Genomic DNA, 24859 nt, shown 5'->3' with positions numbered 1-24859 from the left:
CGATTAATCCAAAGTCAGATAGGTATTTTCCCAAATTGTTGGGCTAAACTCACCTTGAACTAAATGGATATAACGCCCAGCAACATGATCAATTGGAATGCAATCATCGACATCCACCACACGATCGGTATGCGGTTTATGCCAATCTAGTTCGATAAACTGCTTACCCAACTGTTTTGCAATCACTGCATCTGCTGCAACCACCAAATGATAGCTATGCAATTCACCAAAAGCGTTAAGTGAATATCCACCTAAGTTAATCAAATATAATTTTTCATCCAAAGCAGACGGTGCGGCATCGGAAAACTGAATTTGATAATTCACGCCTTGTGATTGAACACCTGAAATCTGTGCCCAAGCATCGATATGCAAGCCTTTCAATTCACCAAACCAAGCCTGTTTAAGCTGCGGTGTAAGCTCAGACAAACTGTGACCAATTGTCATCACCACATCATGCACTTCGGTATTGGCTCTGGCATGTCGGCCACCCAACATCACCATAAACAAACTTGGCATTGTGAAAACTTACATCTCAACCATTTCAACACCATCGATACGCGCAACCGTCATCAAGTCTTTATCACCCCGACCTGAAACAGTGGCAATAATGATTTGATCTTTAGACATGGTTGGCGCAAGTTTAGTGACGTAAGCCATCGCATGAGAGCTTTCAAGTGCAGGAATAATCCCTTCGATTTGAGTGAGATCACGGAAACCTTGTAAGGCTTCATCATCATTGATTGGCACATATTCAACACGGTTCATGTCTTTCAGGAAACTATGCTCTGGACCTACGCCCGGATAGTCCAAACCAGCAGAAATACTATGTGTTTCAATAATCTGACCTTGTTCATCCGACATCAAATAAGTACGGTTACCATGTAACACACCCACATGACCTGCATTTAATGGCGCTGAGTGTTTGCCTGTTTCAATGCCATAACCTGCGGCTTCAACACCGTACATTTTCACGTCTTGATCATTCAAGAATGGATAGAACAAGCCCATCGCATTTGAACCCCCACCCACACAAGCCACAAGAGCATCAGGTAAACGCCCTGCTTGTTGTTGGATTTGTTGGCGCGCTTCGCGACCAATAATCGACTGAAAATCACGAACAAGCTGTGGATATGGATGCGGACCAGCAACAGTACCAATCACATAATAAGTACTGTCAACATTGGTGACCCAGTCACGCATCGCTTCGTTCATGGCATCTTTCAAGGTTTTTGAACCACTTTGCACAGGGATCACCGTTGCACCCAACAAACGCATACGATAGACATTCATGGCCTGACGTTTCACGTCTTCAGCACCCATGTACACCACACATTCCATGCCTAAGCGTGCCGCAATGGTTGCTGTCGCCACACCGTGCTGACCTGCACCTGTTTCCGCAATGATGCGCTTCTTACCCGACAGCTTTGCCAATAAAGCCTGACCAATGGTGTTATTAACCTTATGCGAACCCGTATGGTTCAGGTCTTCACGTTTCAGGTAAATTTGCGCACCGCCGAGGTGCTGAGACCATCGCTCAGCATAATAAAGTGGACTAGGACGACCAACATAGAAGGCAAGATCACGGTCAAATTCAGCTAAGAATTGAGCATCATTCTTCATACGACCATAAAGACTTTCGAGGTCTTCAAGTGCAGCCATCAGCGTTTCTGATACAAAACGTCCACCATGAATACCGAAATGCCCTTGAGCATCTGGAAACTGGGTGTAGTCAATCACGTTATTTTGCTGATCCACGTTGGACTCCTTGCATAAATTTTTCAATCAGTTGTTGGTCTTTTATACCTTTTGCGGACTCGACGCCTCCGCTGACATCCACAGCAAATGCCGCTGTAGTATCAATAGCTTCACTGACATTTTCAGGGGTTAAGCCCCCTGCCAAGATGAGTGGAATTTCAAGTTGTGGGAATTGGGTCCAGTCAAAACTGTGCCCTGTGCCGCCTTTCAGTTCAGGATGCCATGCATCCAACAGGACCGCACTGGCGCCCGCTGCTTGATAACGCTGGATTTCAGTCACAACATCTAAATCGGGTTTGACTTGAATGGCCTTATACCAACGGCGTTTACAGTGTGCTGCAATTAATTGACATTGTTCTGGCGTTTCATCGCCATGTAGTTGTAATACATCTAAAGCAACGGAATCAAGCACCGTTTGAATTTCTTCAGCACTGGCATTTACAAATAAGCCAACCAACTGCACATAAGGTGGTACCAGCTTTGCCAAAGTTTGGGCTTGCTCGATATTGACATGTCGTGGACTGGGTGGAAAAAATACAAAACCAATCGCATCTGCCCCTGATTCTACAACGGCGTGGATATCTTGTGCTCGGGTAATTCCACAAATCTTGGCGCGAGTTCGCATTTGGCTTTGGCGCATGAGCTGTCCAATCTAAACTGAATATTTTTGAAACTCTCGCATTGTAATGCAATTTGACTTGCTTTGGGCAAAGTTCATTCGCAAATGCAATTGTTTAAAAAACGTTAACACTTTATACTTTGCGTAATCTTGCAACAAGTCTAAAGCAAATTCTTTTGTTTATAGGGAAGTTGGTGTAAGTCCAACACTGCCCTCGCAACGGTAACACCGAATCACTCATCTCAGCTCAACGCCAAATCACTGCATCGGTATGATGTGGGAAGATGATGAGTAACATCATTTATTTGATGATTATAGTGAAGTCCGGAGACCTGCTTGTTGTGTATTTCCACATTATCATTCACGACGGGTGAATGTCTGGAGCGCGCATGTCTACTGTTTTTCAACCGACTCGTTTAGTTGGTGCTATTGCTATTGCAATGGGGTTTTCTTCACCTGTTTTTGCTCAAGATCAATCAAGCGATAAAACTGCGACGCTAGATACGATTGTTGTGACGGCATCAAAAACACCCGAATCAATTAAAAACGTGCCAGCACGTATTAATATTATTGAACCAAAAATCCTTGAACAATCACCAATCGCATCTTTACCTCAACTATTAGAAACCGACGCTTCAATCAATATGGTACAAAGCGGTGGCTATGGACAAACAGCATCTATCTTCCTGCGTGGTGGTAATTCAAACCAAACACTTGTTTTAAGAGATGGTGTTCGCCTGAATTCAGCAACCTCGGGCACAGCCTCTTTACCTTTTATTGATACAACTGACATTAAGCAAATTGAAGTATTAAAAGGCCCAGCTTCTGTTTTATATGGTACAGATGCAATCTCAGGTGTCGTTCAGCTGATTTCAAAAACACCCGAAAAAACCTCTGCTTTTGTAACAGGTGAAATTGGTGAAAATAAAACTTATAAATCTGTCATCGGTGCAGATCTGGCTGAAAATGGCTTCTATGCTCAAATTCGTGGACAACGCTTAGAAACAGATGGTACCCCTGTCAAAGACGCCAAAAATGCAGCTGATGCTTCATTTGATCAAAAGGGCTATAGCGCAAAAGTTGGGGTTGATAAAGCGCAATATGCAGCTTCGGTTGATTACAGTGAGAATCAAGGTTCTAGCGATTACGACAACTTTGGCAAACTCGTTTCTCAAGATTTTAAAAATGAAATCATTAACGTGAAAGGACGTTTAAATATTCTTGAGAATTTAGCAGTACATGCCCGTTTCTCTCAATTTAAAGATGAAATAGATCAAAATAATTCGACAGATTTTGTGCATAGTAAAACCCAAGAATCTGAGATCTATGGTCAATGGGGCTTTACTCCAAATCAACAGCTTTTGGTTGGTGTAACCCACCGTAATATTGACGGTGATGTTCTTTCTTATGGCTCACCATACCAAGAAGATATTGACTCAACTGGTTATTATATCCAACACAAATACGATCAAGCTGGGTTAAATACCCAAGTTGGTATCCGAGTTGAAGACAATGAAAAGTTCGGCACACATACCGTTGCTCAAGGATCAGTTCGCTATCAAGTTCTACCTTTAACCAGCGTTTATGCCAATATTGGTTCAGCTTTTAAAGCACCAACACTTAATGATATGTATGCTTATGGCGGTAACCCAGACTTAAAGCCAGAAGAAAGCTTGTCTTACGAAATCGGTCTAGATCAAAAACTAGCTTACAATATTTCAACAGGTATATCTCTCTATACCACCGAAGTCGACAACCTCATTGATTTTGACGGTGTTCTCAATCAAATGAGAAATCTTGAAAAAGCGAAAATGGAAGGTAGTGAGCTTTATGTGAAATGGCAAGGTGATAACCTGTTTACCAATTTAAGCTACAACTATGTGCGTGCAAAAAATAAGAAAAATGATGAAGATCTAAGTCGTCGTCCTCGTCAAAATATTGCTTTAACTGCAGGTTGGACCGATGAACAATATACCTTCTCGACAACTATGCTTGCGAATGGTGATTACGACAACAGTGCATTTGATAATGTTCAAATCCCTGGGCACTTCCGTGTAGATATGCATGGGCAATACAAAGTAAATAAAAATGTAGATGTCTTTGCAAATATCCAGAATGTAGGTGATTCAAAATATCGTACCGCTTACGGTAGTGGTAGTTACTACATCAACGGTGGTCGCCTAGCTTCTGCGGGTGTCACATTCCGTTATTAATCGCGTGATAAAATCATAAAAAATATTTTCTTAACTCCAGTTTCGGGGTAATGTTCTGACCGACATTATCCCCTTTTTATTTTCAGGATCAGAGAAACAGAACTATGGGACATCGTTTAAGTAAAATCTATACCCGTACAGGCGACTCAGGCACAACTGGCTTAGGGGATGGTTCACGCGTTGCCAAAGATGATTTACGTATTGCAGCTTTGGGTGATGTCGATGAACTGAATGCAACCATTGGTGTGCTCCGTGCACAAATCAGTGCCAGCACAGTTGAAAATAAAGCACACTGGGATAAAAGCTTAAGCCTGATTCAACATTGGTTGTTCGATTTAGGCGGTGAAGTGTGTATTCCAAATTACCACCTACTTCAACCTGTATGCATCGAGTTCCTTGAAAAAGAAATCGATCACATGAACGAGTCTTTACCGATGTTAAAAGACTTCATTCTGCCATCAGGTACTTTAGCATGTAGTTATGCACATCAGGCCCGTGCAGTCTGCCGTCGTGCCGAACGTTCGTTATTGTCGGTACATCATCGTGACCAAAATATTCAGACAACCGCATTACAATTACTGAATCGTTTATCGGACTGGTTGTTCGTTGCTTCACGTGCCTTACAACGTGCTGAAGGTGGTAACGAAGTGTTGTGGCAAAAGAATATTAATGACAGTATCGATCAAGCATAATCATTTCTTGGGTAGATAAAGATGCGAATTATTGGTCATCGTGGTGCGCGTGGCGAAGCGCCTGAAAATACTTTAGGTGGATTCCGCTATCTGCATGATTTAGGTGTACGTGCCGTTGAATTTGATGTACGTCAACTAAAAGATGACCACTTGGTGGTGATTCATGATGATGATTTTGTACGCACCGCAGGTCGTTCACAACAAGTTGAAAACAGTAGCTTAGTTGAAGCCCAGCAATTCGATCATCGCCATCAATGGCAAGCATGGGCCTTTGAAGAATACACGCCAAGTCTACCGCATGTTTTAGATTGTTTAACCGACTTTGAACATATCGAAGTGGAGATTAAGGCTGTTGCAGACGAAGCTGCGGCTGAGCGCTTGATTCAGCAGTTACAACAAGATTTAAAAGGTTTTGAAGCAACCGCGACCATTACCAGTTTTGATGTCAAAATCTTGGCTGTATTACAGCAACAACAGAGTTTGTTTAAGCGTGGACTACTGGTGGAAATCCCGATTGGTGAATATGCGATTGAACTGGCACAGCAATATGGCTGTTGTCAAATTGGCTGGGGAGATGCCTTGGCAACTGATGACATTATTCAACGTACTCAACAGGCCAATCTTGAGATTAGTGTCTGGACAGTGAATGAAGTTGAACGCGCCAAACATCTTCAGCAATTAGGCATTCAAGGTTTGATTACCGATCTACCCACCACGATGTTACAGCATTTGACCTAAGCAAAAGGCGGAATAAATTCCGCCTTTTTTTATTTTATTATTTACGTTGCGCCTGAATAAGACGCTGCCCTTTGGCATCCAATAGGTATAAGTTGGTACCCTCCAACTGAAAACGTTCAACACGCTGTATCGCATCCATCAAGTCCGCTTCTTGCGCCAACGCCTTATCACAACTTTGATGCTGTGCCATCACATCAAAATCCAGCTTGCCTTGAGCAAAATCATACTTATAGCGACCATAAATCTGATTACAGCCAGTGTGTCCCGCCACCATTTTTGAAACTGAATTGAGCGAGAAACTTGGATACTGATTAAAGAACAATGCTCGCTTGCCCTGAATCGTTGTAATCTGCCATTCCACATCCTGAACTCCATCTACACTTTTGCGTACTTGCATTGCTGGTGGCTGAACAACTCGCTTAGGTTGTAGGGTGCTTTTGGGCGCAGGTTTGGGTTGGCTTTGGCAAGCCGCAAGCATGACTGCCGCAGAGAATATTAAAGTTTTGTTAAAAAATGCCTTCAAAGAAAAAATGGGATTTTTCATGGTAATTTGCTCAGACATTGATTTTTTTCACCTTTTAATTCATTGATTAATTTTACAAATGAATTCTGTTACTGTTCTTTCGATACAACTGTAGAATAATGCTAGTGCTAATTGATTTGGACATGCTAATATCAGTGATAAAATAGCAATATATCGTCATGATTGGTTTTGCTATCTCGTTTAGTTTTATTATCTTGTGCAAACAAGGTTTTTAGGAGCGCTGACGGATATGACTTCCGCCCCACTCAAAAAAGCACCCATTAACTGGACTGCTAGCATTACCTTAATTGGAACACCAATTGTTGCTGCTATATTAATTCCTTTGTACGCCTATTATTATGATTTTAGTGTAAGTGCATGGGTGAGTATGATTTTCCTATTGGCACTCAGTAGCCTAGGAATTACAGCAGGTTATCACCGTCTTTGGGCACATCGTGCTTATGAAGCAGCATTACCGCTTAAAATTTTACTCATGATTGGCGGCACCTTTGCGGTTCAAAACAGTATTTTGTTCTGGGCTTCAGGTCACCGTACCCATCACCGCCATGTCGATGATGTTGATGAAGACCCGTATTCAATCAAACGTGGCTTTTGGTATGCACATTTAGGTTGGATGATTCGCGATCATTCCCCATCTAAACCAGATTTCAAAAATGCACCTGATTTGCTCAATGACAAATTAGTGATGTTCCAACACAACTACTATGTGCCAATGGTGATTGCAGTTCACGTTGGTGTATTAGGCTTGATTGGTTGGGCGACAGGCGATATCTGGGGTGTCATTTTACTCGGTGGTTTATTACGTTTGATCATCAGTCACCATGTCACCTTCTTTATTAACTCACTATGTCATATGTGGGGCAAACGTCCTTATACAGATGAAAATACGGCGCGTGACAACTTCGTGTTAGCTATTTTCACTTGGGGTGAGGGCTACCATAACTACCACCACATTTTCCAATACGATTACCGTAACGGAGTGAAATGGTGGCAATATGATCCAACAAAATGGTTGATCTGGACCAGTTCTAAACTTGGTTTAGCAAAAAACTTACGTCGTATTCCAAGCTTTAATATCAAAAAAGCAGAGCTTGCGATGAAGTTCAAATATGCGGAACGTGACTTGGCGATTTATGGTCATGATGTGAATACTGACATCGTGCAAATGAAACAACGTATCGCACAAGAATATGAAGCTTTCACCCATACTTTAAATGATTGGGCAAAGCTGAAAGAACAAGAGCTTCAAGCGAAGAAAGCAGCGATGGCTGAGAAAATTCATCAGATGGATCACAAACTGAAAGTTGATTTCCAATTGCTTGAACACCGCTTAAGTCACCATCGTGAATGTTTAGAAACCTTGATGCGTAATATCAAAAAAGCACCTGTTTCTGAATAAATGATCGATAACTAAAATGGTCTCAATAGAGGCCATTTTTTATGCCTGTTCATCTACCATTCCTTTCTCCCGACGATTCACCATTTCACACTGATATTTGCTATAGTCATGATTCAGCTCTCTCTGATGTTTCAGTTATGCAATTCAATCCCCGCTATGCTTCCCTCAATCCCAAGCTCTATCACCAACAGCAGCCCAGTCCATTGCGTGATGCCAAAGCAGGTCATTTTAATGAAGCACTCGCCAATGAATTGCAGTGGAGCGAAGAAGATAAAGCCAACTGGGTTGAAATCTGTAGCGGACAAAAAACCTTTGCCGAATTCCCACCACTCGCTATGGTCTACGCAGGGCATCAGTTTGGACAATGGGCTGGACAGTTAGGAGATGGCCGCGGTTTGTTGATCGGGCAAATCCTAAATCAGCAAGGTGAAACGATTGATCTACATCTCAAAGGTGCTGGCTCTACCCCTTACTCGCGCATGGGCGATGGACGTGCTGTGCTACGTTCCGTCATTCGTGAATATTTAGCGGGTCATGCGTTGAATGCCTTGGGTGTTGCATCAAGTCATGCTGTTGGTTTTACCAGTTCAACTCAAGGCGTACAGCGCGAAACCTTAGAGCTAGGTGCGATGCTGTTGCGCACTTCCGAATGCCATATTCGTTTAGGACATTTTGAATGGATCAATCAATATGCCCCCGAGCTTTTGGCTGAATTCACGCAAAAATGTATTGAATGGCATTATCCAGAATGTCTGAAAGCTGAAAATCCAATACTCTCTTTTGCTGAAGCTGTGATTGAGCGAACCGCCATCATGATTGCCAAATGGCAATTGGTTGGTTTTGCCCATGGGGTGATGAATACCGACAATCTCAATATTACAGGTTCAACTCTGGATTTTGGCCCATATGGTTTTATGGAACGTTTCCGCCCCAATTGGATTAACAACCATTCCGATTACCAAGGTCGTTATACCTATCAAAACCAACCGAGTATCGGTCATTGGAATCTGTGGACGTGGCTGAATAATTTAATTCCGTTGGCGAGCACAGAAAACAAAGAACAATTCAAACTCGATCTAGCAGCATGCTTAGAACGGTTTGAGCCGGCCTTCTTACACTATTATGGTCAAGGCCTATGCCAAAAAATGGGGCTGCCAGAATTTCATAAAGACAGCCTAGATTGTAGTTTTGCCTTTCTTGGTATCATGCAAACCGAGCAGCTAGATTACACCCAAAGTTTTCTTCGTTTGCAGCAACAGGATTACAAAGCATTAAGAGATGACTGCATCCATATACAACAGTTTGATGACTTCCTGATACGCTATCAAAATATTCGACAGCATCAAGATACTGATGCCTTGGATGAAATCATGCAGCAGGTCAATCCACAGTATATTCTACGCAATCACATGGCGCAGAAAGCGATTGAACTTGCGGAACGTGGTGACTTTAATGAGGTTGATCGTTTGTTTAAGCTGCTGAATCAACCTTATCAAAAACAAGCTGATTTAGAAACAGAAGCAGATACTGCACCATTGCCAAGCGATGTGCCTGAAATTTCTGTCAGTTGTTCATCTTAGCAGAAGAAATCTATGAAAATTGGGCTGATGATCGGATGTGCGATTCTAATCCTGTTATTGGGACTGGCTTATTTCCAGTATGGCAAGTTCATCCCAACATTAGGATCGACACATCAGCCTCTTTCAGCCCAAGAAATACAACAGCTGCAACAAAACAAACCCGTGACTTCAATTGAAGTGTTTAAAAGTCAGCGCATTTTGCAATTGAAACACCAACAGGAAATCATTCGCAGCTATCCCATGCGTTTAGGCTTTGATCCGATCGGACACAAACAGTTTGAAGGTGATGGCAAAACACCTGAAGGAACTTATTCTATCGATTGGCGCAATCCTCAAAGCGCTTACTATAAGTCTTTGCATATCTCCTACCCGAATAAAGTAGATCGCGCCTATGCTCAACAGCAGGGTCAATCCGCTGGCGGTGATGTAATGATTCATGGCACTGTACCAACACAAGCCACATCATTTCCCGCAAGCGCAAGCTATATGCCACGTAAAGACTGGACGCTGGGCTGTATTGCGGTGACTAACTCAGATATGGATGAAATATGGAAATTGGTCAAGGATCACACCCCTATTATCATTCATCCATAATGGGCTAATATCCAGAGTAACTTTTGCGGATAAAGACGATGATCAAACTGCACAAGGCTTATGCAGGGGATAAGTTTATCATCTGGAATCACTTATAATTTACCGTCATAACTCCTCACAAGCAATTGTAAAGTAATGTAAAAATATTTTGCTTATAAAAAGCGGATACCTAAGTAATCACCAGAAAAGAAGATAATTTCAACAAAAGCTTTGCGAAACTATCCACATTTTCTGTGGATAACGCTGTGGTTATCCACAGGATAAAACTTTTTGCAGTTCTTCAAATAGTTTATTCACTACACACGACGTTCATCTTAGTCTCATATCAAGACAAAAATGATGGGCTCTTCAATCATTATCACCATTGATATTGGGCAAATAATTGTGCCCCCATCCTCTTGGCTTGATTGGTATTCAGATCATCCGTGATATATTTCAAACCGAAGTTATCATGCTGAATAGAGATTCCCATAGCATGAGTTTGGGGTTCAAAGTGTACTCCCCATTTAAAAATCTTGTCCCAATACGCATTCATTTGCCAAAGGCTCATATATTCATTGCTTATCGAACTGAGCCCAACGCTCCATGGTTGATCTGACTGGTAACTCATATCAGTATAAACTTTATAAGGTAGCCTCTGCGTGTATTGCTGATATGTATTAAATTTCCCCTGAATATCAAAGCGCGGACGCATATCCTGATCGTAGCTTATTTTATATCGGGTATAAGGCGCATCTTGCCAATATAAGTAGGCTAGTGCATCTTGAATATTGACATGAATCTTAAAATTATTCGCAATCGTCCCTGTAATTGAGGCATCTAAAGCAAAACCATAACCTTGGTTGGCTTGCTCTTTCCATCCCATTTTATCCTCTTTTAACGCAGGCTGATCATAGCTATAGTCAATTTGACCATTCAACCATTTGACTCGATCCATGAGTTGTATCTGATCCGTTGTTTGAGCCAAGGCATTGACTTGACCATCCACATAATGCCGCCCAATTAATGCGGTTGCACCCGTCGTTAAACTCCAGTTCGGGCTCAACTGCCATGTATAGGCAAATCTAGACCCGACTGTATCCACATGCTGCGCCTCAAGCTGTAAGTTATATTGAGTATTCGCATCAATTGGTTTTTCATTTTTTATTTGATAATAAAGTTTAGCCGTATCTTTACTGAATCTTAATAGATAATCATAACGCCAGATCCAACTTAGATCCCATGCACCTTGTTTTACGCCAAGTTGCATTAATCCATGGGCAAAAGCATTCTTTCCAGATTTAAAGTTTGGATCACTCCAATCATCTGTAAATGATTTAATCGATAAAGGTTCACTATAAACATCGGCACGTACTTGATAGTACAATTGCTCTTGGGCATTACAAGAGCCAGCTATCAATAAAATAGAAAGCACGAAACTTTTTCTTAGCATATAAAAAAGGGGTAGCATCTACCCCTCTCCTTTCATGATTATGGTGCAATGGCTTTGGTGGTGTTATCAGTAAAGGTGGCAGAATAAACGCTTCTTGAAACCTTATTGATTGTTCCATACTTGGTATTGCCAACTTTAATATCAGCTGAAGTAAACTGATCTACATTTGCAATATCTACAAATGCACCATTTGAATGAGATACTTTTGCAGAAACAGCTGGTTTTTCAGCAACTAAGTTTTCTGTTTTGACATCCACATTTAAAGCATTTTTATCAACTGTAATTTTAATATTTGCAGTGCCTTTTTGATAATCACTGCGTTTAGCAGATAAATCAATATTAAATGGCTTGATTGCATTAGCGCCACCTTTAACATTACCTGATAGTTTTACCACGAGGTCTGCATTAATAAATGATGCAGCAGATTCACCATTTGTGATATCAATTGTCTTGGTTAAATCGTTATTTAGTTTGATACTTGCATCTAAATTTAGACTCTCTGAACCACTAATGGCCTTACCTTTCAAAGTAAGTTCAGTTGGAATGATCTCTGTCCCCAAATTATTACCGTCTTTGAATTGAACTTTTTTAGCTTTACTTGCCAGCTCGGTTAATTCAATTTCTGCATCTGTTGTTTTCAATACAACATTTGAGAACTTAAGTTCCGCAGTCTCAGGACGTGAATCGCCACGATTGTCTAATAATGCAGCAGTACTATAAATGGCTTGTGCTGTACTATCACTCTTAAACTCTAAAGAAGCATCTTTTTTATTTACATCATTCTTGGTTAGGATTTTCCCACCAGCAACGATTTTAAAGTTATATTTATCCGTTACAGCTGTATAAGGCGCTTCTAGCTTTACAGCATTAACCGTAACTTGAGCCCCCTCACCAAAAATATCTTTCAATGTATTGGTTTTAAAATCCCAAATCGTATTTGTCCAATATTCTGCTTTTGCACTACCTGAAACTGTCACGGATGATGCATTTACTGTCACAGCAAATGTACTATCCGTTAATTGATAGTCAATATAATCATCATTATCGAGTAAAGTCTGCAATTGTGCTGCATTATAGGTCTTATTTGATCCTTGAGCATCATTATAGGCTAATGTAGCAAGTGTGAGCACCAGCCCTGCTGCATTGTCAATATCCTTACCAGCATCGCTAACTGCATCAAAGGTTGGTTGATATTGAGATTGCAAACTATCAAAACTATCAAAATAAGCAACAATGCTATTGGTTGTATCAATCAGTTGTTTTGCTTTATCTAAATCTGAAACAGGTGCAACTGGATTACCATTATCCGTATTATTTGATGAGCTGCCGCCACCTCCTCCACAAGCAACTAAAACTGTAGAACAAGCGAAAGCTAAAAATGTCTTTTTAAACATTGGAGACCCCTTTTATAATAAACTTATTATCTAAACTGTTTTAAATTTAGGATTTTAAAAAACCATATATAGGCTTTGCGAGGAATAATAGCTATTTATATTTATAATGACAATTTTTTATTCAACTAAAAAAGCCCTTTATAAATAAAGGGCTTTTAATATTTTACTCATCTGGATATTCAAAACGATAACCCACCCCATAAACCGCCTGAATCCATTCATGACGATTGCCTGTATCCGCCGCCTCTGAAATCTTACGGCGCAGGTTTTTAATATGACTGTCGATTACTCGATCGGCTACATCGAAGCTATCTGGGTTAATATGATCAAGTAATTGCGCACGAGAATAAACCTGACCTAAGTGCTCCAAGAACAACTCTAATAAACGGAACTCAGTAGGAGTCAAAGTCAGTGCTTTTTGTTGATACCAAATACGTTGCTGCGCTTTATCAATACGGAATAAATCGTTTTGCTCAGGCTCTGCTTTACGCTCTAAACGGCGTAATACTGCTTGTACACGTGCAACCAGTTCTTTGGGACTGAATGGCTTACAGATATAGTCATCTGCTCCCATATTCAAACCTAAAACACGGTCAATTTCCTCAGTACGTGCGGTGACCATAATAATCGGTAGATCAGACTGTTCACGGACTTTACGGCAAATGGTCAAGCCATCCATGCGTGGCACCATCAAGTCCAAAATCATCAAACTCGGTTTACGTTGCTGAAACTGAGTATAAGCATCTTGACCATCATGAAACATACTGACTTCAAAACCAGCAGCTTCTAAATAATCACGAACCAACTGTGCAAGTTCAACCTCATCTTCAACCAACATAATATGTTTCATGGTTTTCATCCTATCCATCATCCTCAACACGAGAGGATCTAAAAGTTATTGAATTGATTTTGGGAAAGTCAGGACACAACGTAATCCACCTAATGGTGAATGATCGAAAGTCAGTGAACCACCTAAAGCTTGTGCCAACTTACACGACAAGGCCAAACCTAGACCTGTACCACCCGTACTGCGTGTACGCGAATCATCGACACGATAGAAGCGCTCGCCTAAACGTGCCAGTTGCTCATCATTTACGCCCAATGGACTATCATCTACATACATTATCCATTGTTGCTCATCTTGTTGAGTGTGAATCTGTATTTTTCCACCTTGTTCGGTGTAACGAACACAGTTCCCTAACAGATTGACGATAATCTGTTTAAAGCGATCCCGATCTAAAGATAAGGTTGCCCCTTCGCCGGATAATGTTACTTCAAGCTGGTTTTGTTCAAACGTCGATCTAAAGTTTTCAACTTCTTGTAGTACCACATCCCACGGATTGACTTCAGCAAAATAGCATTTCAACTGTTGTGCATCGGCTTGTGCTAGGTCTGCGAGATCTTGGGTTAACTTCTTCAACGTACTGACCTGACGCATCATGGCATTCAGGTGTTCAGGCGTCGCCTTACGAATCCCGTCCTGCATCGCTTCAATCTGCGCCTGCAATACTGCCAAAGGTGTTTTCAGTTCATGTGAGGTATCGGATACCCATTGACGGCGAGATTCTTCATGCTGATGTAAAATATCAGCCAAATGATTGAGTTGATTGGATAAGTCACCCAGCTCATCATTACGCTTAATCATCACTTGATGTTGATAATTGCCACGGGTCAGTTCCAAGGTTGCTTTTAATAAACGTTGAATTGGTTTCTTGAAATAAGTCGCCATCAACAGTGCCGCAACCAAACTTGAAAGTACCGTTAAGGCATAGACCAATAGCAAATATCGTTTTTGATTACTAAAGAAATTGATACTAGAAGCATCATCCTGATCCAGTACGGGCTTTAATCCGAGGTAACCGACCACCTTCTCGCCCACCACAATCGGACGGAACGAAATTTGGTCCGTTGCAGGTTCGCCCACAATAAACTGCTGATTCTCATCGTATAAAGACAGTCGAGAGCTTAAACCTAAACGGTCAGGAATCGAGACAAAGCGCTTTTTGCCCTGCTCAGCAGGTGCCGCATTCAGTTTGCTTTCTTGTTTATCTTCTTTGCTATCCGTCTTTAAACGGAATTGACGTGGACTTAAAGGAAAGCGCAAGCCTTCAAAAGGTTGATATTCCGAAGGTAAATTTTGTTTGAGGATCTTTAATTCTTCATCATTAAATATCTGCCGATTTTTGATCTCGACATTATTTTGTGCCAGCGTTGGAGATAGGCTAAGTAAGGTATGGTCATTAAAATAACGTTGTTGTAGGGCAATATCGTACTGACGACGCAACCACCACTGAGACAGGCGGTCATAGTCATCTGGTGCTGCCGTACCTTCAATTTGCAGAATCTGCGCCTGAATTGCATTTCCCCAGTCATGATAAACCGTATAGACGTTGCCTAAATTGGCAATCAATCGGTCTAGCTTCTGCATTTCCACATCGGCCACATAACGCGCAAAGTTCTTTTGCATGGTCCAATGCAAAATCCCCAAGCTAATCGTTGCGATCAACAAGGTCGTCAGTAATACCGTTAAAAACAGGCGTAGGGCTAAGGGCACGCGGCGAACATTCAAAAGCAGATTCTCAATAGTGTTCTATTTGTGGATTGTAACCAACATGGTCGAAAAAAACTCTCCATTGTTTCTTCATCTTTATTATCTAATCTTTAACCATCGAATCACAACAGATCATGCTGGATAAAACAATGAACAAGACAAAAATCGTATTGATGACCACCCTACTCGGTTCTGTTTTAGGTCTGGCGGCCTGTCAGTCAACCACACCAGCGGAACAGTCAATGGATCGTGACCATCACCGCCATAATATGCAACGTGCACCTCTTACACCAGAACAACGTGCTGAATGGCAAGCCAAACGTGAACAACGCTTAGAGCAACGCGAACAAATGCGCCAAGAACATCAAGCCCAACGTGCCCAGATTGAGCAAGCCTGTCAAGGAAAGCGGATTGGAGAACGCGTGAATGTTCAATGGAATAAGCGTGTAATTGAAGGCACCTGTGAAGTTCGTTTTACCCCAGATAAATCACAGTTCAAACGCCAAGCCAACGCAAGCACTTAATTTCCCTGTTCCTCATCGGCGCTTTTAAAGCGCCTTTTTTTATGGCCAAAGCATCTTGATTTTTAAGTACACAGCTGCTTACGATTTTGCCGCTACAGTTTCACTCAAAAGCCAAAAAAGCACCTACAATCTAAACGCTTAAACAGGTTGAACCATAAACTTTGACTTCACAGTCACTAAGAAATGACCTGCAAAAGCTTGTACCGAACTATAACTTGTTGCACGATTAGCAGTACAAAATGGTGCTGTTGGGCACATTTATCATTGACTAAGATTATAACTCTGGTTTAACCAGTATTGAGGAACCCGCTATGCCACAATACAAAGCACCCTTACGTGATATGCAGTTCGTATTGCACGAATTATTAAATGCTGAAGCACATTACGCGAAACTTCCTGCATTTCAAGACACTGTAAGCCGTGAATTGGTTGATCAATATTTAGAAGCAGCGGCTGATTTCTGCGAAAACGAACTTTCTCCTTTAAACCAAGTCGGCGACCGTGAAGGTTGTACTTGGAATGACGGTGTTGTAACAACACCTACAGGCTTTAAAGAAGCGTATCAAAAATATATCGAACTTGGCTTCCCATCTCTTTCTGCTGATGAAGAATTTGGCGGTCAAGCATTACCAAACTCTTTAGGGATTTCTATCTCTGAAATGGTGGGTACTGCAAACTGGTCATGGGGCATGTACCCTGGTCTTTCTCACGGTGCTGTTCGTACTTTAGAACATCACGGTTCTGATGAGCAAAAGAACACTTACTTGCCAAACCTTGTTTCAGGTGTTTGGACAGGGACGATGTGCTTAACTGAATCTCATGCAGGTTCTGACTTAGGTATCATCCGTTCTAAAGCAGAACCAAATGCTGACGGTAGTTACGCAATCTCTGGCGAGAAAATCTTTATCTCTGCTGGTGAACACGACATGGCTGACAACATCATCCATATCGTACTTGCGCGTTTACCAGGTGCGCCAAAAGGCACGAAAGGGATCTCTTTATTCATCGTACCTAAATTCCACGTCAATGCTGATGGTTCAGTTGGCGAGCGTAATGCGGTTCGTTGTGGTTCAATCGAACACAAAATGGGGATCCATGGTAACGCAACTTGCGTGATTAACTTTGACCAAGCAAAAGGTTACTTGATCGGACCTGAAAACCGTGGCTTAAACTGCATGTTCACTTTCATGAACACAGCACGTATCGGTACAGCGGTTCAAGGTTTATCTGCATCTGAATCATCTTTCCAAGGCGCTTTGGCGTATGCGAAAGATCGTTTGGCAATGCGTTCTCTTTCTGGTCCTAAAGCACCAGAGAAAGATGCCGATCCAATTATCGTTCACCCAGCTGTTCGTAACATGCTTTTAACGCAAAAATCATTTGCTGAAGGCGGTCGTGCGTTGGTTTACTTATTGGCTCAATATGCAGATATCGTTGAAAAAGGCGAAACTGAAGAAGAGCGTAAGTTTGCTGACAACATTTTGTCTTTGTTAACGCCAATCGCAAAAGCATTCTTAACTGAGACGGGTTCTGAATCTGCGAAGCACGGTGTACAGGTGTTTGGCGGTCACGGTTTCATTTCTGAACACGGTATGGAGCAAATCGTACGTGATACACGTATTGCTTGCTTATACGAAGGTACTACTGAGATTCAAGCACTTGACTTGTTAGGTCGTAAAGTCTTGCAAACTCAAGGTGCAATGTTGAAAGACTTCACCAAGATCATCCATAAATTTGTTGAAGCAAACAAAGACAATGCTGCAATGCAAGAGTTCGTTGCACCATTGGCTGCTGCCAACAAAGAATGGGGTGACATCACCATGCAAATCGGTATGCGTGCAATGCAAAACCCGGATGAAGTGGGCGCAGCTGCGGTTGACTACCTATACTTCTCTGGCTATGTCACGCTTGCTTACTTATGGGCACGTATGGCGCTTGTTGCTCAAGAGAAATTAGCTGAAGGTACAACTGAAGTTGACTTCTACAATGCAAAAGTGACCACTGCTCGCTTCTACTTCAAGAAGATCTTGCCACGTGTTCGCTCGCATGTAGACGTACTTTCAACTGGCGTTGCGCCATTGTTTGAACTTGATGCGGAACACTTCGCTTTCTAAACATAGTTTAGAATGAGATGCAACGTTCATCACAGAAAAAGGACTGGTCAGTTTTGACCGTCCTTTTTTTGTTTAATCAATGCTAAATTTATACGATTCAATTTATTTGTTCGTTTTATTTGATCACTTTGCACATGAAACTGTGCGTAGAAGGGAACGATTATGCCAATTTACAATGCGCCTTTAGCAGACATGAAATTCATCTTAAATGATGTATTTAAAGCAGAACAATTTTGGCAGTCTAATGAGAAACTGGCTCATGTAGATGCTGCAACCGCTGAAGCAATTTTAGAAGAAATGGCGAAGTTTGCCCAAAACGTGACACATCCGTTAAACCGTACGGGTGATGAAGAAGGTGCACGTTGGGAAAATGGCGAAGTTTTCACCCCAGCAGGTTTCAAAGAAGCATTCCGTCAATACGCTGACGGCGGTTGGATCGGCTTAGGTGCTGATGAAGAATGGGGCGGTCAGGCAATGCCAAAAATGCTGACTGTACTGTCTGATGAAATGTTATTCGCGACCAACCCTTCATTCATGCTCTACCCGCTTCTTTCTGTGGGTGCTGGTATGGCCTTAAACAGCTATGCATCACAAGAGCAAAAAGAAACTTATTTACCTAAAATCTACTCTGGTGAATGGTCAGGCACCATGTGCTTAACTGAACCCCATGCAGGTACAGATTTAGGCATTATCAAAACTAAAGCTGAACCTAATGAAGATGGTACGTATAACATTACGGGGACTAAAATCTTCATCACCGGTGGTGATAACGACCTCGCTGAAAACATCATTCATCTTGTGCTTGCGAAGACACCTGATGCACCTGCGGGTTCACGTGGTATCTCATTATTCATCGTTCCAAAGTTCCTGTTAAATGAAGATGGTTCTTTAGGTGAGCGCAATCCAGTTGGCCCAGGTTCTATCGAACACAAGATGGGGATTAAAGCTTCTGCAACTTGCGTGATGAACTTTGATGGTGCCAAAGGTTACCTCGTGGGTAAAGAAAACGAAGGTCTTGCTGCAATGTTCGTGATGATGAACTACGAACGTTTGTCGATGGGTATCCAAGGTCTCGGTGCTTCTGAATTTGCGTATCAAAATGCGGCACAATACGCGACTGACCGTTTACAAGGTCGTAGTGCAGCAGGTGTTCAATCACCAAATAAACCAGCGGACAGCATTTTAGTACATGGTGATGTACGTCGTATGTTACTTAACGCACGTGCCAACAACGAAGCTTCTCGTGCATTTGCAGTTTACGTAGGTCAACAACTAGATATCACCAAGTTCTCGACTGATGCAGAAGCGGTGAAGCAAGCGAACAACCGTGTTGCACTGTTAACACCTATCGCAAAAGCTTACCTCACTGATACGGCTTTCCAAGCAACCTTGGATGCACAAATGGTGTTTGGTGGCCACGGTTATATCCGTGAATGGGGTATGGAACAATGTATCCGCGATCTTCGTATTGCTCAAATTTACGAAGGGACGAACGGTGTTCAGTCTCAAGATTTAATTGGTCGTAAAACCATTAAATGTGGCGGCGCATTCATTGCTGAGTACATCACTGAAATCCGTGACTTCGCCAATGATCTAGACACTGATTTGAACTTCATTAAAGATGCAACTTTAGACGCTGCTACTGAAATTGAAGCAATCACGCAGTTCATTATCGAGCAAGCGGCTGAAAACGTAGATTTCCCGAACTCAGCTGCAGTTGATTACTTACATGCAGTGGGCTTACTCAGCTTTGCCTATATGTTTGCAAAAATCGCTGCTGCTGCAAAAGATAAGTCTGGTGATTTCTACCAAAACAAAGTTGCTTTAGCGCAATACTTTGTAGACCGTATCTTGCCTGAATTAGATTCTCGTTTAGCGAAAATCAAAGCAGGTTCAGACTTGATCATGAACTTCAGCGAAGATTACTTCACCAACCAAGCTTAATTTTGGCGTGATGTTAAAAACTGCCTCAATCATTTGGTTGAGGCAGTTTTTTTATCGCTATAATAAAATCAGCATAAAACTTGCATAACATTCTAATGATCATGTTGAGAATATAAATCTCTATGTCGAACTCTAAAGAAAAACTTGAAGGCTTACCTCGTCTGCTTGACCGCTTCGGTCACTACGCAGTTGAAGCCTTTCATTACTTAGCCTTGTTTATTATCGGCTGTATGATTGCATGGTCAGCCGTGCATACCGTGATTGAAATTCTAACGGTAAAACAGTACGCCACCATTGATGACATCTTGCTGCTGTTTATCTATTTAGAATTAGGCGCCATGGTCGGGATTTATTTCAAGACCAACCATATGCCAGTGCGCTTTTTGATTTATGTCGCAATTACCGCACTCACTCGTCTGTTGATTGCCGATATTCAGCACAATCATAAAGCATCGATGGATTTAGTGATTACCACAGGTTCGATCTTGATTTTAGCGTTTGCGATTCTGGTGGTACGTTTTGCGTCGTGGAACTACCCTTCTGTGATCCGAGGTAAAGATCAGGAACAACAATTGCCTTCCAACAAAACCCCTCGACCACAAGATGACGAACTGGCATAAATAAAAAAGCAGGCGGATCGCCTGCTTTTTTATTTATGCATTTGTTATGCAACTCGGAAGACACGATAGTTCGAGTCCACCAACACATATTTGCCTTGAACCTGCATCCAGTTATAACCACGTGGTGGCTGATACAAACGATGGGTACGATAGTTAGACACTACATAACGGTTACTACGGAATTCTGAAGGTAAACGCTCACCACGCTTGAAGTTAATACGTTGACCATAATGATTACCACGGTCGCTATTCGACCAGCGTGGTTGTTCTCGATGATCATAACGGTGGTCATAACGATCATAGCGGTTGTCGTAACGATCCTTATGATCATGATTCCAACGATTTGAATCTGCCATGGCTGAGGCAGAAACACCTAGCATAAGTGTTGATACCAGTAATACTGCTGTCTTCTTCATGATTTAATCCTCTATTTTTCGATCTGAAATCAGATTAAGAAAAACTCAAGGAGAAAGCATGAATAAAACCCGCGACATTGCAAAGCTTTGTAATGAATAGCGAGAAATTATGAAGAATCCGCTAGCTGCTAAATTTTAAAAAACCCTCAAACATCAGCGAATAATCTCAATGGTAAAATTATCATCAGTCACCAAAAGATAACGTCCATCCACGACCACCCAATGTCGGCCACGCGGCGGTTCACGCAATGAATAATTGCCCCAGTCCCGAAGCACATATCGATCACTGCGGAATTCACCAGGTAATTCATTGCCTACCACAAAAGACTCACGGCGGTAACTGCGATCATATTGGGTGTCTGGATAATATTCGACACGAACACCCGGTCGATGATTCGGATGAGGATAGTAATTATTTTGATTGGGTTGGTAGTAATAACCTTTCGGTGGCGCTGTCGGCGTATAACGCTGATTTGAGAACGCAAATGGATCTTGTGTAGGCTGCTGATAGGCAGGAGTAGTCTGATGAGAGGAACGGCGCTCTACCCCACTATAGCCACTCCAAGCATTGTCCGCATAGCTCATTATTGGGAGATAGCTCAATATAGCCGCCAAGCCATAAATATAAGGTTGAAATTGCTTCATCGTGATCTCCCTAAAAGCAGAGTATCTGTCTATTTTAGAATAAAAAATAAGCACAACTGTTGTAATAATATTTTTTCAGATTAGCTGTTGAATTCCCAAGATAAACAGCAGCGAGCTACAGCGCTACCTAGATATGCTAGAATCATTTTTTTGGTTTTAAGGCAACATCTGTGGCTGAAATGAATTTTGATCGTCTCTATCAATTCTTCTGTAAAGTGCCAAGTGTACAAGAAGCACGTATCGTTGCGCATGGTGCAGATGGTCAACACGCATGGTGGTTTAAATTCAATATTGATGTTGAACACCCATTAGCATGGCAAACCGTTCAAGAACTTGGACATGTTCTCAATTATTTATCCACCAATGAACGTTTACCGACCCAGTTCTTCCCCGTATCTCCACCACCCTATATGAACGGTGAAGCTAAAGATTTCTTGGCTTGGGTAATCCAGTGTAATCATCCAGAATTCACTCCTGATGTAGTCTGTGACTGGCTAGAAGCCCGCTTACCAAATCCTGTCGATGATGAAACGCAGTGGAAAATCAAAACAGATTTAACTGAACTCGAGCAAATGGCTGATAAGGATTTAGATCAATTAATCCCGCCAAGCCCTTAATTTTTTTATTAATGATGTATGTCTTTCAACAAGCTGAATAGCAAATAAAGGTCCAAATTCAGCTTGTTGAGCTGGCTTTCTAAATCAGGATAAGTCGTAACCTAAATATTCTTGCGGTGATTCAGAATAAGGTAAAATCAGATAATCATTTTTTAAAATGAGCGCTTTCAGTTGTTGCTGATGGATGGAGCCCAAAGGATAAATCAAAGCCAGATCCTGAACTAAGTCATCAATCTTATCTGCTTTAAACTCTACTGTTTTGATCCACCCTAACAAAGCCGCCCCGAGCCCGATAAACTCAAAACCATAGTGCTGGATTTTCTGAATCAGCGCATAATTCTCGAAGGGATCAAAATCACAGGAAAAATAGCCATTCGGCAGCATCGCCAGTTTCAACGCTTCGGTTGTAATATCGGCCACTTTAACTTCAATGACACTATCCAGTGAAATCAATAAATGTTGATTGAAATAAAGCAGCGCTTCTAAATCATTTTCATCATAATGCTGCATTTTTTCAGCTAGGCTTTCAAAGCGCTGCTGCTGTACAGGATCATTCAACTGTTGAAGATAATGCTGTAATTGCTTTGGAACACAAACATTTTGATAGCTTTGCTCCCAGCTTGGTTCACCCACCTCAATCCCGTTGAGATCGTCACTGAAATCCACATACAAGCGATCATCCTCGACCGCATGCATCGAGGTATATTTTGCTTGTGCGGCATCATCTAAAACCAGAAACACTTTTTTAGGATAAACATCCTGTTTTAGAGCAAGATAGCATTCCAGAAGTTCTGCCCAACTCTGGATCTTAACAATATCGGCATAATGATTAAGTTGATGCACATCTAAATCAATCTGCTGATCCTGCCTAATAGTCAGTTTAATTTTAGCCATTTTCTAGAACGCCATTTTGCTCAATTAAAATGTCGATAAACCCGACCATTCCATAAAACGATAGATCCAGTATTTTACTTTTGACTCATCGGCATATTTTGCATAATCCACCGTGATTTGACGGCCATTGGCATTTGTCCATGCTGCATCAAAATACTGCCCTGCATCCTTAAACACTGACGCTTGTGCTGCACCAATCACTCGTATATCCGTCTCGAGATTATAATTTTTTAAGTTGCGTGCGGTTAAGTTGGCAGAACCAAGGATAATCTCCGCTTGCTGAGCATTGTATTTCAGTAGCATTTTGCTATGACATTGCTCACCACGGGTATCACACCAACGGATTGGAATGCCAGCGGCGTTGAGTTCCGAAGCCACTTGACGATTAGGGATACCATTCTTTTTCAAGCCAAATGCGTCTTTATTCGGGTCAAGCATAATACGAATGTTGACACCACGTTGCTGCGCCTGCTTGAGGGCATCAATGATATTGCGTTCCGATAAATAGAACATCGCCATATCTAGATGCTCTTTGCTCTTGGCGGTTTCAATCATTTTCACAACGGCATCATAAATGGCTTTTTCGGTCAGGACTTGCACTTGCGGTAATGTTTTATCTTCGGCAAGTCCGCCCATAATCACAAATGGGCTAGAACCATCAGACATATTGGCCACTGCTTGTTCAGTTTGCAACACATCAATCGCTGTTGGACCATCCACCACCAGAGCCACATTGCTATGATGCGAACTACCGTCATGTGGATTGGCAGAAGTCACCAAGCTTTTCCAGCCATCCACAGTATCAACCACCAAGGTTTTACGGTGATTGGCTTTGAAATTAAAAAGCTCTAAATAACTCCGTAAGGTAATTTTATCATTGCCAAACGGACTGCTTAACCAACCGCCCTCAGGATTATTACCTAAGTTTTGACAGCAGATATACCAAAAACCAGACCAAAGCGGATTTGAAGCACGTAAAGGCTTTAAATTTGTCTCAATCACATCTACGCCCGCTTGACGCAACTGCAGATAATGCTTTGGTGTTAGCCCACCATAGACCGAATTAATCGGATCGGTAATCACCACAACTTCGACGTTTGGATGCAAACGACGCTTTACGATTAAAGCATCAGTGAGCTCCTGCATCAAAGGAAATTGTTTAACCGTGGATTTCCCTACTTCCTGATTAAACAAGAACATATCCAGCACAATGGTACTTTGTGCCTGATCAATCAACAGAAACACTTCTTTGAAGATATGCTGGTCAACTTGTTGTTGGCCCTGTGCATCGATATAGGTCTGATCGGCCAAGAATTTCACATTGGCATGACGCAACTGACCGGTAAAATCCAATCCTTTTGGGAGTGGTTTTACGCTGTGATAAATTGCCGAAGCAATGTATCCAATCGCAAAAATACACAATATGACTGCCATGTAACGTCGACCTGACCAGTTTAATTTCCGATGAATTCGTTGGAAGATGCGCATATAAACAAAAAAAGCCCTAGTCGAATAAAAATCTCCCCAGCCCTCTTTATCAAAGAGGGGGAACTTTATCTAGGCTAGAGCTTATA

The 24859-nt window shown here is 41.8% G+C and carries 23 protein-coding genes and 1 riboswitch; of the genes, 11 read left to right on the top strand and 12 right to left on the bottom strand.

Going from position 1 to position 24859, the window contains the following annotated elements:
* Positions 1–3: 3 nt before the first annotated feature.
* Genes A7P55_RS03910 through A7P55_RS03900 form a run of 3 tightly spaced genes read right to left on the bottom strand, consistent with a single transcriptional unit; the run spans position 4 to position 2395 of the window.
* Complete coding sequence (locus A7P55_RS03910; protein ID WP_171551165.1) at positions 4–516, bottom strand: DUF1543 domain-containing protein; 513 nt, start codon at positions 514–516, stop codon at positions 4–6.
* A 9-nt stretch (positions 517–525) separates the two neighbouring features.
* Complete coding sequence (trpB, locus tag A7P55_RS03905; protein WP_171551164.1) at positions 526–1755, bottom strand: tryptophan synthase subunit beta; 1230 nt, start codon at positions 1753–1755, stop codon at positions 526–528.
* Complete coding sequence (locus A7P55_RS03900) at positions 1739–2395, bottom strand: phosphoribosylanthranilate isomerase (RefSeq protein WP_171551163.1); 657 nt, start codon at positions 2393–2395, stop codon at positions 1739–1741. Before A7P55_RS03900 ends, trpB begins: the two co-directional genes overlap by 17 nt.
* Positions 2396–2514: 119 nt before the next feature.
* Positions 2515–2729, top strand: a riboswitch (cobalamin riboswitch).
* 34 nt (positions 2730–2763) lie between these two features.
* Between A7P55_RS03900 and A7P55_RS03895 the strand changes: the two genes are divergently transcribed.
* The 3 genes from A7P55_RS03895 to A7P55_RS03885 all read left to right on the top strand — a co-directional run bounded on the left by A7P55_RS03895 (position 2764) and on the right by A7P55_RS03885 (position 6017).
* Positions 2764–4587 carry a TonB-dependent receptor gene (locus A7P55_RS03895; protein WP_171551162.1) on the top strand — a complete coding sequence of 608 codons (1824 nt, stop codon included), beginning with the start codon at positions 2764–2766 and terminating at the stop codon, positions 4585–4587.
* Positions 4588–4691: 104 nt separating this feature from the next.
* A complete protein-coding gene (locus A7P55_RS03890) occupies positions 4692–5279 on the top strand; it encodes a cob(I)yrinic acid a,c-diamide adenosyltransferase (RefSeq protein ID WP_171551161.1) in 588 nt (195 codons plus the stop codon).
* Positions 5280–5300: 21 nt separating this feature from the next.
* Complete coding sequence (locus A7P55_RS03885; protein WP_171551160.1) at positions 5301–6017, top strand: glycerophosphodiester phosphodiesterase; 717 nt, start codon at positions 5301–5303, stop codon at positions 6015–6017.
* 37 nt (positions 6018–6054) lie between these two features.
* On the opposite strand, the gene A7P55_RS03880 is transcribed toward A7P55_RS03885, so the two are convergent.
* A complete protein-coding gene (locus A7P55_RS03880) occupies positions 6055–6579 on the bottom strand; it encodes an META domain-containing protein (RefSeq protein ID WP_171551159.1) in 525 nt (174 codons plus the stop codon).
* Between the two features lie 211 nt (positions 6580–6790).
* Here A7P55_RS03880 and A7P55_RS03875 point away from each other — a divergent pair, with 211 nt between their 5' ends.
* The 3 genes from A7P55_RS03875 (at position 6791) to A7P55_RS03865 (ending at position 10134) form a co-directional block, all read left to right on the top strand.
* The gene (locus A7P55_RS03875) at positions 6791–7960 is read left to right on the top strand and encodes an acyl-CoA desaturase (protein WP_016162632.1); all 1170 of its coding nucleotides are present in this window, start codon (positions 6791–6793) and stop codon (positions 7958–7960) included.
* Positions 7961–8097: 137 nt separating this feature from the next.
* Positions 8098–9540 carry a protein adenylyltransferase SelO family protein gene (locus A7P55_RS03870; RefSeq protein ID WP_171551158.1) on the top strand — a complete coding sequence of 481 codons (1443 nt, stop codon included), beginning with the start codon at positions 8098–8100 and terminating at the stop codon, positions 9538–9540.
* A 12-nt stretch (positions 9541–9552) separates the two neighbouring features.
* On the top strand, positions 9553–10134 hold the full coding sequence (locus A7P55_RS03865) for a L,D-transpeptidase family protein (protein WP_171551157.1): 582 nt from the start codon (positions 9553–9555) through the stop codon (positions 10132–10134).
* A 358-nt stretch (positions 10135–10492) separates the two neighbouring features.
* Here A7P55_RS03865 and A7P55_RS03860 read toward each other — a convergent pair whose 3' ends face one another.
* The 4 genes from A7P55_RS03860 to baeS form a co-directional block, all read right to left on the bottom strand.
* Positions 10493–11566, bottom strand: a complete 1074-nt coding sequence (locus tag A7P55_RS03860) for a hypothetical protein (RefSeq protein WP_171551338.1) — start codon at positions 11564–11566, stop codon at positions 10493–10495.
* Between the two features lie 38 nt (positions 11567–11604).
* Entirely contained in the window at positions 11605–12960 is a 1356-nt protein-coding gene (locus tag A7P55_RS03855; protein WP_171551156.1) for a hypothetical protein, read from the bottom strand.
* 163 nt (positions 12961–13123) lie between these two features.
* A complete protein-coding gene (locus A7P55_RS03850) occupies positions 13124–13810 on the bottom strand; it encodes a response regulator (RefSeq protein WP_004652437.1) in 687 nt (228 codons plus the stop codon).
* Positions 13811–13855: 45 nt separating this feature from the next.
* Positions 13856–15529, bottom strand: coding sequence for a sensor histidine kinase efflux regulator BaeS (baeS, locus tag A7P55_RS03845; RefSeq protein WP_171551155.1), 1674 nt, complete (start codon positions 15527–15529; stop codon positions 13856–13858).
* A gap of 131 nt (positions 15530–15660) precedes the next feature.
* Here baeS and A7P55_RS03840 point away from each other — a divergent pair, with 131 nt between their 5' ends.
* The 4 genes from A7P55_RS03840 (at position 15661) to A7P55_RS03825 (ending at position 20713) form a co-directional block, all read left to right on the top strand.
* Positions 15661–16035 (top strand): heavy-metal resistance, encoded by a 375-nt coding sequence (locus tag A7P55_RS03840; protein ID WP_065343946.1) that lies wholly within the window; start codon positions 15661–15663, stop codon positions 16033–16035.
* Between the two features lie 311 nt (positions 16036–16346).
* Positions 16347–18149, top strand: coding sequence for an acyl-CoA dehydrogenase C-terminal domain-containing protein (locus A7P55_RS03835; RefSeq protein WP_171551154.1), 1803 nt, complete (start codon positions 16347–16349; stop codon positions 18147–18149).
* A 162-nt stretch (positions 18150–18311) separates the two neighbouring features.
* Entirely contained in the window at positions 18312–20093 is a 1782-nt protein-coding gene (locus A7P55_RS03830) for an acyl-CoA dehydrogenase C-terminal domain-containing protein (RefSeq protein ID WP_171551153.1), read from the top strand.
* A 122-nt stretch (positions 20094–20215) separates the two neighbouring features.
* Positions 20216–20713 carry a phosphate-starvation-inducible PsiE family protein gene (locus A7P55_RS03825; RefSeq protein ID WP_005296737.1) on the top strand — a complete coding sequence of 166 codons (498 nt, stop codon included), beginning with the start codon at positions 20216–20218 and terminating at the stop codon, positions 20711–20713.
* Between the two features lie 44 nt (positions 20714–20757).
* Here A7P55_RS03825 and A7P55_RS03820 read toward each other — a convergent pair whose 3' ends face one another.
* Together A7P55_RS03820 and A7P55_RS03815 are read right to left on the bottom strand one after the other, a co-directional pair.
* Positions 20758–21129: an RcnB family protein gene (locus tag A7P55_RS03820; RefSeq protein WP_171551152.1), complete on the bottom strand. Its 372-nt coding sequence runs from the start codon at positions 21127–21129 to the stop codon at positions 20758–20760.
* A gap of 153 nt (positions 21130–21282) precedes the next feature.
* On the bottom strand, positions 21283–21774 hold the full coding sequence (locus tag A7P55_RS03815) for an RcnB family protein (RefSeq protein ID WP_171551151.1): 492 nt from the start codon (positions 21772–21774) through the stop codon (positions 21283–21285).
* A gap of 170 nt (positions 21775–21944) precedes the next feature.
* Here A7P55_RS03815 and A7P55_RS03810 point away from each other — a divergent pair, with 170 nt between their 5' ends.
* Positions 21945–22391, top strand: a complete 447-nt coding sequence (locus A7P55_RS03810) for a hypothetical protein (RefSeq protein ID WP_171551150.1) — start codon at positions 21945–21947, stop codon at positions 22389–22391.
* Between the two features lie 84 nt (positions 22392–22475).
* Here A7P55_RS03810 and A7P55_RS03805 read toward each other — a convergent pair whose 3' ends face one another.
* The gene (locus A7P55_RS03805; RefSeq protein WP_171551149.1) at positions 22476–23285 is read right to left on the bottom strand and encodes a hypothetical protein; all 810 of its coding nucleotides are present in this window, start codon (positions 23283–23285) and stop codon (positions 22476–22478) included.
* A gap of 24 nt (positions 23286–23309) precedes the next feature.
* Positions 23310–24773 (bottom strand): phospholipase D family protein, encoded by a 1464-nt coding sequence (locus A7P55_RS03800; RefSeq protein WP_171551148.1) that lies wholly within the window; start codon positions 24771–24773, stop codon positions 23310–23312.
* Positions 24774–24859: the final 86 nt, after the last annotated feature.

Source organism: Acinetobacter sp. Ac_5812 (assembly GCF_013072695.1).
Taxonomy (GTDB): Bacteria; Pseudomonadota; Gammaproteobacteria; order Pseudomonadales; family Moraxellaceae; genus Acinetobacter.
The sequence above is the reverse complement of the archived record's forward strand: the minus strand, read 5'-3'. Positions and strand labels throughout refer to the sequence as shown.